Origin of the sequence: Candidatus Methylopumilus planktonicus, assembly GCF_006364715.1 — a bacterium.
GTDB lineage: Bacteria > Pseudomonadota > Gammaproteobacteria > Burkholderiales > Methylophilaceae > Methylopumilus > Methylopumilus planktonicus_A.
Map to the genome: position 1 here is coordinate 311,481 of NZ_CP040984.1, position 15,764 is coordinate 327,244.

At 35.4% G+C, this 15,764-nt stretch carries 14 protein-coding genes; 10 read left to right on the plus strand and 4 right to left on the minus strand.

Annotation, left to right across the window (positions count from 1 at the left end; all coding sequences use genetic code 11):
- Position 1: 1 nt before the first annotated feature.
- Positions 2–2,299, minus strand: coding sequence for an LPS-assembly protein LptD (locus tag FIT63_RS01745; protein WP_140006298.1), 2,298 nt, complete (start codon positions 2,297–2,299; stop codon positions 2–4).
- A gap of 193 nt (positions 2,300–2,492) precedes the next feature.
- Between FIT63_RS01745 and FIT63_RS01750 the strand changes: the two genes are divergently transcribed.
- The 7 genes from FIT63_RS01750 (at position 2,493) to FIT63_RS01780 (ending at position 8,895) form a co-directional block, all read left to right on the plus strand.
- Complete coding sequence (locus FIT63_RS01750) at positions 2,493–3,473, plus strand: aminoglycoside phosphotransferase family protein (protein WP_140006299.1); 981 nt, start codon at positions 2,493–2,495, stop codon at positions 3,471–3,473.
- Between the two features lie 4 nt (positions 3,474–3,477).
- Positions 3,478–4,161, plus strand: coding sequence for an N-acetylmuramate alpha-1-phosphate uridylyltransferase MurU (murU, locus tag FIT63_RS01755; RefSeq protein WP_140006300.1), 684 nt, complete (start codon positions 3,478–3,480; stop codon positions 4,159–4,161).
- Between the two features lie 7 nt (positions 4,162–4,168).
- Positions 4,169–5,479, plus strand: a complete 1,311-nt coding sequence (locus FIT63_RS01760) for an aminopeptidase P N-terminal domain-containing protein (protein WP_140006301.1) — start codon at positions 4,169–4,171, stop codon at positions 5,477–5,479.
- On the plus strand, positions 5,476–6,636 hold the full coding sequence (locus FIT63_RS01765; RefSeq protein ID WP_140006302.1) for an FAD-dependent monooxygenase: 1,161 nt from the start codon (positions 5,476–5,478) through the stop codon (positions 6,634–6,636). The genes FIT63_RS01760 and FIT63_RS01765 overlap by 4 nt, the downstream gene beginning before the upstream one ends.
- Positions 6,633–7,799 (plus strand): FAD-dependent monooxygenase, encoded by a 1,167-nt coding sequence (locus FIT63_RS01770; RefSeq protein WP_140006303.1) that lies wholly within the window; start codon positions 6,633–6,635, stop codon positions 7,797–7,799. Before FIT63_RS01765 ends, FIT63_RS01770 begins: the two co-directional genes overlap by 4 nt.
- Entirely contained in the window at positions 7,800–8,540 is a 741-nt protein-coding gene (locus FIT63_RS01775) for a DsbC family protein (protein WP_140006304.1), read from the plus strand.
- A gap of 151 nt (positions 8,541–8,691) precedes the next feature.
- Positions 8,692–8,895, plus strand: a complete 204-nt coding sequence (locus FIT63_RS01780; RefSeq protein ID WP_046487297.1) for a cold-shock protein — start codon at positions 8,692–8,694, stop codon at positions 8,893–8,895.
- 41 nt (positions 8,896–8,936) lie between these two features.
- Here FIT63_RS01780 and icd read toward each other — a convergent pair whose 3' ends face one another.
- The gene (gene icd / locus FIT63_RS01785) at positions 8,937–10,175 is read right to left on the minus strand and encodes an NADP-dependent isocitrate dehydrogenase (protein ID WP_140006305.1); all 1,239 of its coding nucleotides are present in this window, start codon (positions 10,173–10,175) and stop codon (positions 8,937–8,939) included.
- A 20-nt stretch (positions 10,176–10,195) separates the two neighbouring features.
- Between icd and FIT63_RS01790 the strand changes: the two genes are divergently transcribed.
- The 3 genes from FIT63_RS01790 to FIT63_RS01800 all read left to right on the plus strand — a co-directional run bounded on the left by FIT63_RS01790 (position 10,196) and on the right by FIT63_RS01800 (position 13,095).
- Positions 10,196–10,732 (plus strand): pseudouridine synthase, encoded by a 537-nt coding sequence (locus FIT63_RS01790; protein ID WP_140006306.1) that lies wholly within the window; start codon positions 10,196–10,198, stop codon positions 10,730–10,732.
- 108 nt (positions 10,733–10,840) lie between these two features.
- Positions 10,841–11,926: a chorismate synthase gene (gene aroC, locus FIT63_RS01795; protein WP_046487309.1), complete on the plus strand. Its 1,086-nt coding sequence runs from the start codon at positions 10,841–10,843 to the stop codon at positions 11,924–11,926.
- Positions 11,926–13,095, plus strand: coding sequence for an MFS transporter (locus FIT63_RS01800; RefSeq protein ID WP_140006307.1), 1,170 nt, complete (start codon positions 11,926–11,928; stop codon positions 13,093–13,095). Before aroC ends, FIT63_RS01800 begins: the two co-directional genes overlap by 1 nt.
- Before the next feature lie 2 nt (positions 13,096–13,097).
- On the opposite strand, the gene folE2 is transcribed toward FIT63_RS01800, so the two are convergent.
- Both folE2 and dxs read right to left on the minus strand, forming a co-directional pair.
- Complete coding sequence (folE2, locus tag FIT63_RS01805; protein WP_140006308.1) at positions 13,098–13,889, minus strand: GTP cyclohydrolase FolE2; 792 nt, start codon at positions 13,887–13,889, stop codon at positions 13,098–13,100.
- Positions 13,890–13,924: 35 nt separating this feature from the next.
- Positions 13,925–15,763 carry a 1-deoxy-D-xylulose-5-phosphate synthase gene (dxs, locus tag FIT63_RS01810; RefSeq protein WP_140006309.1) on the minus strand — a complete coding sequence of 613 codons (1,839 nt, stop codon included), beginning with the start codon at positions 15,761–15,763 and terminating at the stop codon, positions 13,925–13,927.
- Position 15,764 lies beyond the last annotated feature (1 nt).

The window sequence follows — 15,764 nt, forward strand, 5'->3', positions numbered from 1 at the left end:
ATTAGTTAAAGTTTGCCTGACGATTAACATCGGGAATTTCATTCACAGTCCTAACACCCGGAACATTCCTATTTAATAAGTAATTAAGTTTATTTGGATCTGAACCGATAGCGCCAAGACCATTCAGTTCGATCTGCATGAAAAGCGTGTAATTCGGAACAGGGCTTGTTGGCAAAGATAATCTGTCGAAAACTGTTCTAGCAACCCAACAGCCACCATCATATTCGAGACCTCCGAGTACTTCAATAGGTTGTGATGTTTTTAAGTCGTAATTAAATCTTCCTATTGAATAAAAGCGGTTGCCTAATGGCCACTGGCCTGCTAAATTAATAGTTTCTAGATCATCTCTTCCTGAAATGATGTTATCAATCATTCGATAACTTAAGTTAAGCATCTTACCTGGTTCAGGATTGTATCTAGAGGCAAAAGTGCTTCTTAGAATCTTTGTATCTGAAGGATCATATTGAATCATCCCATCGATATTTAATGAATTTGTAAATTTTGCAGCGGCCCCTAAAAATAAATCTGAATTTGTTTTTTTTGCATTAATATTACTGCCAAAAATTTTTCGCTCTTCAAAATAAAATCTTTGTGCAATCACCCCAGATAGCCTTTCTGTGCCATTGCTATCGATAAGCTTTGAAGTCAAGGCTGCCGTAAGTTGATTTGCATCATTAATTCTATCTTGACCGTTAAATTGGTTTTCACTAAAGAGTGTTAGCATATTTAAATCGGAAAGGCCCGTGTCAAACAAAGGCAAGGTAGACTGATTTTTGTAGGGGATATTCACATAAAATAACCTGGGTTCCAAAGTATTTGTATGTTTTTGATTGAAGAGATTAATAGATCGGTCAAAATACATACCGCTATCAACTGAAAAAATCGGGGTTACAATATCTTTACTTTCGGAAAGGGTTGAGCCATTTAAATTATTCAGATTATAAGATCGAATGTTAGTTGAAATTTTTGGTTTTATGAAGCCATAAGTTTCAGTAAGGGGAATAGTAACGCTTGGTGTTATACTAAAACGACTTCCTGTGACGCCTAAATCATCTTGAAATGTAAATTTGTTGTCTCTATCAAAATAAGTCCATTGAGACTTTAGGTCAAGAGTAAAGCTTTCATATTCTTTTTTAGCGGAAATTTTCAGTTGGGGCAATCTTTGATATGGAGATCTAGAACTGTCAGTTAATAATGTTTGGAATTTCTCAGTTAGAAAGTTAAGTTTCCATATATCACCCGAATAATCAATACCTGCTCTTTGAGGCAAGTTGACAACACTCGTCGTTGTAATCATGGTTGCTAAATCAGAAAAGTAATTATCATCAGATACTTTTTGAAAGTCATAATATCCTGACCAGCCATTACCAAATTTGTGCCTATGTTTTAAACTTAGAGAATACCGATTATCTTGACCACTAGATTCGTCATGACTCATAAACTGAACATGGTTTCTTCCAGAATAATTCTCTTCTAAATACCGGAATTCTCCATCAGCTAAAGGACCTCTTTTGCCTAAATATCTTGCGGTTAAAGTCGCGTCCATATTAGGGGAAATATTAAAGTAATAAGGAATTTGGAAATCAAAACCACTTTTTGTTGTCGTTCCAAAGGTCGAGGATAGAAACCCAGATTTTCTATTTTTATTTAAAGAAAAATTAATATAGGGCGTATATAAAACAGGGAGACCTTTAAATTCAACAACGGCATGAGATGCATTTATACTATCTGTTTTGGAATCCACTTGCATATCGCTAGATTTTAAATACCAGTCATTTGAATCGGCTTCGCAGGTTGTAATCCTAGCTGATTGCAGGCGTTTTTTGTTTTCACCTTCAAAAAAGATAGCTTTGGCGTCACCCCGAAAGTCATAGGATCTCTCAGTAACAACAACACCTTTTCTAATTGAGGATTTTTCTTGTTTTTTATCTGGCGTAAAATTAAATGAAGCATCATCCATTTGCCCAGTTTCATCGCTTAATTTAAGGCTGAGTTTTGAGCCTCTTAGAGACATATTTTCTAAAGCAATATTTGTAATGCCTGATGTAATGATTTTTTCTGAAATTTCATCATATTCAATCACCTCGGCTTTAATCGTTTTATTCCCTTTTTTGAGAATGGCATTACCTTTAGCCTTCATCTTTCTATCAAGCAGAGTTTCAAGGCTATCACCTTCAATCTCAATTGAGCCTTCAGAGATTTCCGAGGATTGCTTTTGCGTCGTCAAATCTTCAGCTGACGATAGCTGAGGAAGAAGAAAAAACACTAGCCATAGCGGTGAGATTGTTTTTCTAAACATGGAATTTTGCTGAAGGAGCAAGTAGGGGGTGCTATAGTTTTAATTTTGAATATTTCATAAACGTTAAAATCTCATATTTTAGATATTTTATCAACTTAAATTTATTAATAATCAGGTAGTTATATAACTTACTTCATTAAGCTAATTGCTTAAAACGTACAATTTTTTTAAAAATTTATAGGTATTTTTTATTGTGACTCGCGAAATTCAGATTGCTACGTGGTTAAATAATGTACTTAAAAATCAAGAGTATACGATAAATCCTGCTTCTTCAGACGCTAGTTTTCGTCGTTATTTCCGTATTGTTTCAAATAATCAGTCTTATATCTTAATGGACGCCCCTCCTGATAAAGAAAATTCAAAGCCCTTTGTTGATATAGCAAATATTCTTTTTAAGGCAGGATTAAATGTGCCTAAGATTCATGAGGCAGACATGAAAGAAGGCTTTTTGTTATTGTCAGATTTAGGCAGTGACACTTACCTTGAAGAGCTCAATCATGAAAATGCATCATCGCTTTATAAAGATGCTTACTTAGCGCTTATTAAAATACAAAAAAATGCTGATACTTCATCACTTAAACTCTATGAGGATTCGTTGTTGATGCAAGAGCTTCGATTATTTCCTGATTGGTATGTAAAACTGCATAAATCTTATGAAATGAATGATTCGGAAAAAAACATTCTTAACTTAACTTTTGATTTACTTATCAAGAATATTCGGTCTCATACAGAAGTTTTTGTGCATAGAGATTTTCATTCGAGAAACTTGATGTTTTGTAATGGAGAACAGGGTGAAAATCCAGGCATTTTAGATTTTCAAGATGCAGTGAAGGGATCTATTGTTTATGATCTCGTTTCTCTATTTAAAGACGCTTACATTGTTTGGGAAGAAGAACAGATTATAGATTGGCTAATTCGATACTGGGAATCGGCAAAGAAAAATGGGCTTAAAGTTCAGGAGGATTTCGCAGAGTTTTATAGAGATTTTGAGTGGATGGGTGTTCAAAGGCATTTAAAAGTATTAGGTATTTTTGCTCGCTTAAATTACAGAGATCATAAAGCAAATTATTTAAACGATTTGCCTACCGTTGAAAATTATTTACGAAAAGCCTGCGAACGCTACAGGGAATTGCGCCCTCTATTAAACATGATTAACAAATTAAGTTTGACATAACCTTATGAAAGCTATGATTCTAGCAGCGGGCAAGGGCGAAAGAATGCGCCCTTTGACTGATGAAATACCAAAGCCATTATTAGAAGTAGCTGGTAAGCCATTAATAGTTTGGCATATAGAAAAATTAGCCAAGGCTCATTTTAAAGAAGTGGTCATTAATCATGCATATTTAGGTGAAATGATTGAAGCATATCTTGGCAATGGTTCAAAATGGGGCCTTAAGATTCAATATTCTAGAGAAGGTAGTCCATTAGAAACAGCAGGAGGGATAAAAAAAGCACTATCGTTTTTGGGCGATGAGCCTTTTTTAGTGGTTAATGCAGACATATTTACTGACCTAGATTACATTACATTAAAAAATATGAACTTAGATAATTTTAAAGGTCACTTAGTTATGGTTAAAAATCCACCACACCACATAAAAGGGGATTTTGTTTTAAAACATAACAAGATTGAACTGGAGGGAAGTAATAAATTAACTTTCTCCGGCTTAGCTATTTATCGACCAGAAATCTTTGAAGAAATCAATATGGAGTCTGTTGCGAAGTTAGCGCCTATACTCAAGAAATTAATTGATGCGGGATGTATTTGTGGTGAGCAGTATCATGGGCTTTGGTTTGATATAGGCACACCAAAGAGACTGGAAGAAATTAATTTCTTTTTAAAAAATAATAATTTCACAAGCTAGATTAAATATGAGCAATAAAGATTATAAAGAATTTAAAAAAAGGAGAGATGCTCTAGCCAATAAAATTGGTGATGGCATAGCTATCATTTTTAATGCTAGTGAAACCATTAGAAATCGAGACAGTCATTACCCTTATCGATCTGATAGCTATTTCCATTATTTCTCAGGATTTAATGAGCCGCAATCTGCGCTAGTTATTTTGGGCGGAAAATCCCCAAAAACGATTCTATTTTGTCGTAACAAAAACATTGATATGGAAATCTGGAACGGTTTCATATATGGACCTAAAGAAGCGAAAGAACTTTTTCTATTTGATGAAGCTTACGATATCAACTTACTTGATGAGATTGTTTTAAAAGAAATTCCAGGACACCAAAAAATATATCATCGAATAGGTCAAGATGTTTTGATTGATCAAAAAATTAATGATTGGATAAAACAATTAAAAGAAAAAGGTAGGGCTGGAGTTCGAGCGCCCCATGAAATTCAGGATATTAGTTATATAGCAGATGAAATGCGACTTATAAAAAGTGATTTTGAAATTGACATGATGCGACGTTCAGCAAAGATTGCATCTTTAGCCCACAATCGCGCAATGAAATTTGTAAAGCCTCATATGTATGAATATGAACTTGAGGCTGAAATTATGCATGAATTCATGTCTCAAGGAATTCGTTCGCCAGCATATCAATCCATTATTGCCGCTGGGGGAAATGCATGCACATTGCATTATATTAGTAATAACTCTGAGATTAAAGATGGTGATCTTATCTTAATAGATGCAGGATGTGAGTTAGAAGGGTATGCATCCGACATAACAAGAACGTTTCCTGCAAATGGAAAATATACAAAAATACAAACAGATTTTTATCAAATGGTATTAGATGCTCAAAGTGCGGCCTTAAAAATGATATCTCCGAAACATCACTGGAATGAGCCTCATGATGCAGCTTTATCAGTTCTAATTGATGGGTTTAGAGACTTTGGTTTATGCCAGGGAAGCCGCGAAGAAATTTATGAAACAGGGGCTTATAAAGAATTCTATATGCATAGAACAGGTCACTGGCTAGGCCTTGATGTCCATGATGCGGGTGAATATAAAAATGTTTCAAAAGAATGGAAACAGCTAACACCGGGTATGACATTAACTGTGGAGCCGGGATGCTATATTCGGCCTTCTTCAAAAGTACCCAAGGAATTTTGGAATATTGGTATCAGAATTGAAGACGACGTTTTGGTGACGCAAGATGGGCATGAAGTACTTACTAAAGACAGTCCAAAAACAATAGAATCTATTGAAGCATTGATGGCAAAATGAAAAAGCCAGAATACCTCATTGTGGGGGCTGGTCCGGTTGGCCTAATTTTCTCTTTATTACTAGCAAAGCAAAATAAAAAATCGCATCTTTTAGAGTTAAGAAAAAAAAATGATGCAGGTTCAGATAATCGAGCATTAGCTCTCTCATATGGAACAAAACTCGCTCTTGAAAATCTTGGGATATGGACAATATTAGAAAAAAAGATTACTCCAATTCAAAGCATTCACACAAGTCAAAAAAATAGCTTTGGACGTACCTTACTATCTGCAGAGGAATATAATTTGCCGGCATTGGGTTATGTTGTCTCTTATGGAGATTTATCAAAAGCTCTTAAAGAAGAAATTAATCAATCCTCATTAGTAAAAATTAGTTATGAATTTGAAGTCTCAGCTATCGAAAATAAAGAAGATAAATCTATTTTGTATGGCCGCACTAAAAATTCACCTCTCGAAACGCCACTTTTAATACTGGCTGATGGCGGAAAAAATAATACTGATTTAATTCAAAATCTTAAAAGAAAAGAAACTAGTTATAACCATACTGCGCTTGTTACAAAAGTGACTTCAGAAATTCCACCTGAAAGTGTTGCCTATGAGAGATTTACGTCTATGGGCCCTATTGCGCTTTTGCCAAATGGGCCTAAAGAATTTTCATTGGTATGGACAGGAAAAGATTCAGACATTCAAGAGCTAGCCAAGACTAAAAAAAATGTATTTTTAGAAAAATTGCATGAGCACTTTGGAGATAGAGTTGGAAAATTTATCGATTGTGAGAAGTTTATTACCTTCCCATTAAGAAAAATTGTTCTTGCAGACTTCCCGAAATCCCACATAGCAGTCATCGGTAATTCTGCACAAACAATGCATCCAGTTGCTGGACAAGGTTTTAATACTGGAGTCAGAGATGCTCATGCATTATCGAAATTAATGAATGAATCAGAGTCGGCTTATATAGGGTCTGAATCATTTGTAAATCAATATTATAATTCTAGAAAGTCAGAGACAAAAAAGACGCTTTTTTTTACGGATTCTTTAGTAAATATTTTTTCAAATGACTTGGTTGGTCTATCCATAACAAGGGGATTTGGCTTATCCCTTTTGGATAACTTTAGGCCTATCAAAAAATTTTTAGTCAATAAAATGAGCTTTGGAAAATGATTCAACCATCGAGTGATGTATTGATTTTAGGCTCAGGCATTGTGGGTATGGCCTCTTTAATCGCTTTAGATAAATATGATATCAAGACAACGCTTTTATCAGAGGTAACAGCCCTTCACAAAAAAGAAGTTGACCCTAGATTTTATGCAATTACGCCAGGTGTTAAAACATGGCTAGAAAAAAATGGCGTATGGGCTTTTTTGCCGGAAAAAGAAGTGTTTTCAGTGCGATCTATTATTGTTTACTCAGATAAGGAACATTCATCTTTAAAATTTAATAATGATGATGTAGAGATGAATGAACTTGCATTTATTGTGAATCATGATGAGCTTGAAAAAGCATTTATTTATCGAGTAAGCGACATAAACCATGAGAAAATTAAAACAGACAAGGTTGAGTCTTTAAGTGCAGGAGCGAAAGATATAAATATCACTTATGCGAATGACAATATACGCCAATTTAAATTGATCATTGGCGCTGACGGATCGAATTCTTGGCTTCGTAGCCAGTCATCTATAAATTTCAGGAATAAAGATTTTGGTCAGACAGCAATAGTGTTTAATATTAAAACTTTAAAAGCACATCAAGGATGCGCTTATCAAAAATTTATGTATCACGGTATATTGGCATTACTTCCTATATATTTAGATGAATTTTCGGTTGTATATTCTTTAAATAATGAGATGCTTAAAGAATATAAAAGCTTTACCGATACTAAATTCATTCAAATGTTAAAAAATGAAATAGGTGAAGTATTCGGAGATATTTCCTTAACAACAAATCGCCAATACTTCCCTTTAAACATGAAGATTAATGAATCATTAATTTCAGATCGTATTTTACTTGTAGGAGATGCAGCACACCAGGTCCATCCGCTTGCAGGTCAGGGTTTAAATTTAGGTTTAAGAGATGTAATAGAAATTGATAAATTATTAAGCTCAAATAAAAAATATCATCATGATCTTGGATTAAAGACTTTTCTTAAAAAATATAATCGCAATAGAAAGACTGATATATTAACCTTGAGCTATTTAACAGATAAGTTAAGCTCTCTTTTTACATCTAAAAATCATATTGTGGATTTTGTAATTAATTTTGGACTTAATAAAATTGATCAAAATCAGCTAATTAAAAAAATTCTTATAAAAAAAGCAATTCATTAAATGACGACTTTTAAAAAAATTACAGCACTTCTTTTATCTTTACCTTCTTTTTATTTGATGGCAGATGAAGCCAATTTAAAAAAGATGATTGAAGCTTCTTACCCAAAATACAAGGTTGAGAGTATCAAGAAAACTTCTTACAGTGGACTCTACGAAGTTTTTATGGGCGGTCAAATTGTTTATACAGATGAAAAATTTTCATTTCTTATTGCAGAGGGCCGTATTGTTGACCCAAAAACAAAGAAGGATTTAACGGGAGAGCGCCTCGAAGATTTAACTAAAATCGATTTTTCATCACTACCTCTTGCCTCAGCGATTAAAACTATCAAAGGTGATGGGTCTAGAAAATTAGTTGTTTTTTCAGATGTTGATTGCCCTTTTTGTAAAAGGCTTGAGCAGAATGAATTTAAACATTTAAATAATATTACAATTTATACATTTCTCTTTCCAATTGAAAAGTTGCATCCAGATGCTAAGAATAAATCAAGACTTATTTGGTGCGCTAAAGACCGCTCAAAAGCCTGGCTTGATTGGTCGTTAAATGAAGCGCTGCCTTCCGGCAAAGCAAATTGTGAAGCACCTACAGAGCAAGTGCTGGAATTAGGCTCAAAGTTAGGGATCACATCTACGCCGACCCTTATTTTTTCTGATGGCAAGCGAATGTTAGGTGCTCAGCCTTATAAAGAGATAGAAAAAGTGTTAAACAGCATTAAATTAGAAGGTCTTTTAGGCAACAAATAGCTTGACATTTATTCCTAAACAACGTAAAAAAGCTCCCAGGTGTTTGGTTTCGAGTTTTATTTAGCTAGCTTTAATTATATTTAAGTAGTGCTTTAGTTCTTGATTCAAACTTTTGGGGGGCCTCCCTTGTTTAAAGTTAAGGATTTATGAAATGGCAACAGGTACAGTAAAGTGGTTTAATGATTCAAAAGGTTTTGGTTTTATTACTCCTGATGATGGTGGTGATGATTTATTCGCTCACTTCTCAGCAATCGTAGATACAGGATATAAGAGTCTTAAAGAAGGTCAAAGAGTAACTTTTGACGTTACAGACGGACCAAAAGGCAAGCAAGCTTCAAATATAAATAAAGCCTAGTTTCAAATTAAATAAATAAGCCCGCGAAAGCGGGCTTTTTTTTACATATAACTTATGATGGCGTCAGCAAAGCTATCTGTGGATAGCGCATCTACATTATTTAATTGCGATGAAAAATCTTGAGTGACTTTTTGAGCTAGTAATGTTTTTCTAAATGCTGATAAGAGGATGCCAGCAGCTTCCGACCATCCCATATGTCTTAACATCATTTCAGCCGACAGAATAAGAGAGCTAGGGTTGGCGATTTTTTTACCCGCAATGCTTGGAGCGGAGCCATGAGTCGCTTCAAAAATAACAGTCGAATCTGATAAATTAGCACCTGGTGCAATACCAATACCTCCAACTTGAGCAGCTAATGCATCTGAAATATAGTCTCCGTTAAGATTAAGCGTGGCTACAACATCATATTCGCTGGGGTGCAGTAAAATTTCCTGTAAAAAGGCATCTGCAATACAATCTTTGATAATGAGGCCGTTATCACATTTAAAACTAGTTTTTCCTTCAATAGCTTTAGCACCAAACTCATCTCGGGCTAGCTCATATCCCCATTCTTTAAACCCACCTTCAGTAAATTTCATAATATTGCCTTTGTGGACCAGTGTCACCGATCTTTTTTTATGCTCAATAGCATATTCAATCGCTTTTCTTATCAGCCTTTGGCTGCCTTCTTTGGAAACAGGTTTAATACCTATAGCAGTTGATTCGGGGAAGCGAATTTTATTTTTAATACCCAACTCTGAAATCATTTGAATAATTTTCTTGGATTCCTCGGAGTATGCTTGCCATTCAATCCCTGCATAAATATCCTCTGTATTTTCTCTAAAAATAACCATATTAGTTTTTTCAGGGTTTTTTAGAGGGCTTGGCACACCATCAAAGTACTCAATAGGTCTTAAACAGACGTATAGATCTAATTCTTGTCTCATTGCTACATTAAGAGATCTAATACCTCCGCTCACGGGCGTCGTGAGTGGACCTTTAATGGATATAACATACTCTTTCATAACATCAAGAGTTTCTTGAGGTAGCCACGTATCTTTGTCGTATGTTTTTGTAGCTTTTTCTCCCGCATAAATTTCCATCCAAGCAATTTCCTTTGCTCCACCATAAGCTTTTAAGACGGCATGATTGACGACTTTAAGCATTGCCGGTGTAATGTCTTCACCAATGCCATCGCCTTGAATAAATGGGATAATGGGACGGTCTGGAACATTCAAAGTTAAGTTTGAATTGACTGTAATTTTAGATGCATTTTTTGGGAAATTAATTTTACTAAGCATTCATACTCACTTTTATTTTAATGAAAATATTATTTAATAAGCCTTATGGTGTGGTTTGTCAGTTTAGTAAGCATGACAACCATAAAACCTTAAAAGATTTTATTCCAATACCTAATGTTTATCCTGCAGGTAGGCTTGACACTGATAGTGAAGGTTTAATTATTCTAACTGATGATGGGATATTTCAACATCAAATTAGTGATCCAAAATACAAAATGCAAAAAACTTATTGGGCTCAGGTTGAGGGCACTCCAAAAGAGAGTGATTTAGGGGAATTAAGACAAGGCGTTGATTTAGGAGAATTTAAAACATTACCCGCAGAGGTAAAAATGATAGATGAACCTAAAATATTATGGGAAAGAATACCGCCAATTAGAGAGAGAAAAATGATTGCCACAACCTGGCTTGAAATTAAAATATCAGAAGGTAAAAATCGCCAAGTAAGAAGAATGACTGGAAAAATTGGATACCCCACCCTAAGATTAATTCGTTTTGCGATTGGAGCTTATAATTTAGATGAATTAGATCTTGGTGCCTATAAAATTCTCCATGATTAAAAAATTATTTTTGATTCATAGCTTAAGGATTGGGATTAAAGGAGTGCTACCCCGTTAATAAGCAACCGATTATGATAAAATTTAGCTACATTTATTCGAAGCATATCTATGTCAGGTAATACTCTAGGTACTTTATTTACACTTACTTCTTTTGGTGAATCACATGGTGCAGCTATAGGCGGTATTGTGGACGGCTGTCCGCCAGGGTTGGATTTGTCGGAAGAAGATTTGCAAATAGACTTGGATAGAAGAAAACCTGGCACCTCAAAGCATGTGACTCAACGCAAGGAAGAAGATAAGGTTGAGATTTTATCTGGTGTATTTGAAGGTAAAACAACAGGCGCACCTATCGGGTTTATTATTCGCAATACAGATCAACGAAGTCAAGACTATTCAAAAATTAAAGATGTATTCCGCCCCGGACATGCAGACTATACATACGCCCACAAATATGGAATAAGAGACTATAGGGGTGGCGGAAGATCAAGCGCTAGGGAGACCGCTGTTAGAGTTGCTGCAGGCGCTATTGCAAAAAAATGGTTACTTAAGAAATATGGAACTACAATCCGAGCATACTTGAGTCAAATGGGCGCCATTCAAATAGCATTTAAAAACTGGGAAGATGTAAATAAAAATCCATTTTTTTGCCCTAATCAAGATCAGGTAATTGAGCTAGAAGAATATTTAGATGGCATTCGTGCCGACAGAGATTCGGTAGGTGCAAAAATTACTGTGGTTGCTGAGAATGTGCCTGTGGGATTTGGTGAGCCTATTTTTGGAAGATTAGACGCTGAAATTGCTCATGCAATGATGGGTATTAATGCTGTAAAAGGCGTTGATATTGGCAAAGGCTTCGGTTCTATCATTCAAAAAGGCAGTGAGCATGGCGACGAACTGACCCCACAAGGTTTTTTGACAAATAATGCAGGCGGTATTTTAGGGGGCATTTCGACAGGTCAGCCTATTATTGCTCATGTGGCATTTAAGCCAACCTCAAGCATTCCTCAAGATCGAAAATCAATCAACACAAAAGGCGAAGCCGTTCTGATGCAAACAACAGGCCGTCATGACCCTTGTGTTGCTATAAGAGCGACGCCTATTGTTGAAGCTATGTTAGCTTTGGTTATTATGGATCAAGCATTAAGACATCGAGCACAAAACGCGGATGTAATTGTGCATACACCTAAAATTTAGTGAGTTCTAGCCATAATCTACATTGGCGTTTATCGCGTTTTTATTTCTTTTATTATTTCTTCGTAGGTTCTTTTGTCCCTTATTGGGGAATTTATCTACAATCAGAAAATTTTTCACCTTCTAGCATTGGCATTCTTCTCTCTTTATTCCAAATCAGTCGCATCGTTGCCCCTAATTTTTGGGGGTGGATAGCGGACCATACAGGTCATCGAGTTAAATGGATAAAGCTGACATCATTTCTAGGCCTCATAGGGTTTATAGGTATTTTTTGGGCAAAGGGTTTTTTTTGGATCTTTTTAGTAATGTTAGCATTAAGTTTATTTACGAGTTCAACATTACCTCTTGCGGAATCTTTAACTCTCGCACATTTAGCAACTACAGATGGGCATTACAGCAGAATAAGATTATGGGGATCAATCGGATTTATTGTGGCGTCATTATTCTTAGGCTATTTAATAGATCTTCAAGGAATTAATATTTTATTGTGGGTTTTACTCATAACTCAAGCCATTATATTTTTCTTATCAAATACAATCCCTGAAGCTAAGGAAATTCACCACAAAAAAAACGATTTATCTATTTGGAAGATTATCAAAACACCATCTGTAGTAGCGCTTTTAATCGGATGCACTTTAATGGTTTCAGCTCACGGAGTGCTTTATAATTTTTATTCAATCTACCTAAAAGAGCATGGATATAGCAGTGCTACGATAGGATGGCTGTGGACAGTTGGTGTTATCTGTGAAATTTTTATTTTTATGTTGATGCCAAAAATTTTACGTCAGTACTCACTTAAAACAATTTTATTAATAAGTTTATTTTTAGGTGTGATTCGATTTATTCTCATAGGAGCTTCTCCTGATCAGTTCTATTTATTACTCATAGCACAAATGTTTCATGCTGCAACCTTTGGAAGTTTTCACGCAGCCTCAATTGAGGTTATTGCTTACTTTTTTAAAGGGCGAAATCAGTCAAGGGGACAAGCAATTTATAATAGTGTAGCTTATGGAATTGGAGGAACTATTGGGGGTTTAGGTGGTGGTTATTTAATACAATATCTTGGCGGTCAGCTTGGGTTTATGATCGCTGCTATATCACCACTCATTGGATTTATAGTGATTTGGTATGGGTTAAAATTAGAAATTAAAGGCAATAAAATATTTGGCTAAGACTAGCCCTCAATCAATGCGTAAGCTGAATGATTATGAATAGATTCGAAGTTTTCAGACTCCACTACAAAGTGATTGATTCTTTTTTCTAGTTTTAATTGAGCCGCAACGTCTCTTACCATATCCTCTACAAATTTAGGATTGTCGTAAGCTTTCTCAGTCACATATTTTTCATCAGGTCTTTTTAGTAGACCGTAAAGCTCAGATGATGCCTGTTTTTCAATAAGCTCAATTAATTCTTCTACCCAAATAAATTTATTAATTTCAGCCGTAACTGTCACGTGAGATCTTTGATTGTGCGCCCCATAATCTGAAATTTTCTTTGAGCATGGACAAAGGCTCGTAACCGGAACTACAACTTTGATTGTATTTTTGAATTTTCCATCAACAATTTTTCCAATAAAACTTACTTCATAATCTAAAAGACTTTTAACACCGGAAACAGGTGCAGTTTTATTAATGAAATATGGAAATGTCATTTCAACATCACAAGATTTTGATTCAAGTCGCTTAATCATTTCTCTTAAGATATTTTCAAAAGACTCAACAGAGATTTCTCGCTCATTCATGTTTAAGATTTCGACAAATCTAGACATATGAGTACCTTTAAAATTATGCGGCAAATATACATACATATTGAATGTTGCAATTGTATGTTGAGCGCCGCCCGTTTTATCTTTTACGAGTACGGGGTGCTTTATAGATTTAATGCCAACTTTATCAATATCCAAACTCCTTAAATCAGTGGAGCTTTGAACATCTTCAATCGGGCAGATGTGATCGCTTGTTGTCATAATAAAGAATTAAATTTTAATACTTGAGTGTAGCACTAGGTTAATTTTTTCTCAATTGATTTAATGATAGATGCTGCATCTAACCCATATTTTTTTCGTAACTGTTCCTGGCTGCCTTGCTCGACAAACTCATCAGGTATGCCAATGCGAAGCGATTGACATTTTAAACCATACTCACTGATGATTTCTAAAACAGCTGATCCAGCGCCACCTGATATTGCGTTTTCTTCCAAGGTTACAAGAAGTTTATGTGAGGAGCCCAAATCTCTAATCAATTTGATATCAAGAGGTTTGATGAATCTCATATTAATCACAGTGGCATTGATCTTTTCTCCAGCCTTTAGAGCTTCATCTAAAGTATTTCCAAAAGCGAGTAGGGCAATCTTATTACCTTTTCTAATAAGCTCGGCTTTGCCGATTGGAATAGCAACCATCATAGATTTAATTGATGATCCTGGTCCTGAACCTCTTGGGTAGCGAACTGCTGAAATTCCTTTAAACTTAAATCCGGTATAGAGCATTTGGCGACATTCATTTTCGTTGCTTGGTGCCATAATGACAATATTTGGAATGCATCTTAAAAATGACAAATCAAAACTTCCTGAATGTGTAGGCCCATCCTGCCCAACAATTCCAGCTCTATCGATAGCAAGTAGCATTGGAATGTTTTGCAATGCGACATCATGTATTAATTGATCATAAGCCCTTTGAAGGAAAGTCGAGTAAATAGCAATTACAGGTTTGTAATTTTCACGAGCAAGTCCAGCAGCAAAAGTGATCGCATGCTGTTCGGCGATACCTACATCAAAAAAACGGTCCGGAAATTTTTCAGAAAATTTATTTAGACCGGAACCGTCTGACATAGCAGGAGTGATTGCACATAGCTTTTTATCAGTCCCAGCCATGTCAACAATCCAGTCCCCAAACACATCAGTATAAGTAGCTTTTTTTGTTTTTAATGGCTGAGCGCCGTCATTCATGTTGAATTGACCTACACCATGAAATTTATTGGGATCAATCTCTGCAGGCTCATAACCAAAGCCTTTTTGTGTTGCCACATGAAGAAACTGTGGTCCTCGAAGTTCCTTAAGATTGCTTAGTGTATCAATCAGCGCATTGAGATCGTGCCCATCAATAGGGCCAATATAATTAAAACCAAACTCCTCAAATAAAGTTCCTGGAATTACCATGCCTTTCATATGTTCTTCAGCTCGCTTTGCAAATTCAAGCATGGGAGGTATGACTGATAAAACAGCTTTACTTGAACGCTTGATGCTTCCATATAGATTGCCTGACATAAGCTTTGCAAGGTAATTATTAAGCGCACCTACGTTTTTAGAAATTGACATATCATTGTCATTTAAAATAACCAAGATATTATTGCTTGAGTCACCAGCATTATTAAGGCCTTCAAAAGCCATCCCCGCAGTCATGGCGCCATCGCCAATAATTGCAATTGCCTTATGTTCTAAATTTTTCTTTTTGAGAGCTTCGGCCATACCTAGAGCAGCTGAAATTGAGGTGCTTGAGTGACCAGTTCCAAAAATATCATAATCACTTTCTAATATTTTTGGGAAACCTGAAATTCCACCTAAAGCTCTTAAAGTGCCCATTTTCTTTTTTCTACCAGTCAGAATTTTATGTGGGTAAGTTTGATGTCCAACATCCCATATAAATTTATCTTGAGGGCAATCGAAAACATAATGGAGTGCTACAGTAAGTTCTATAACACCCAGATTTGATGAAAGATGGCCACCTGTTTTTGAAACGCTTTCGATAATAAAATTTCTTATCTCGTCACATAGTATAACAAGCTCGCTACGACTGAGTTTTTTTAAATCTTTTGGTGAGTTGATTTTATCAAGGAGATTCATG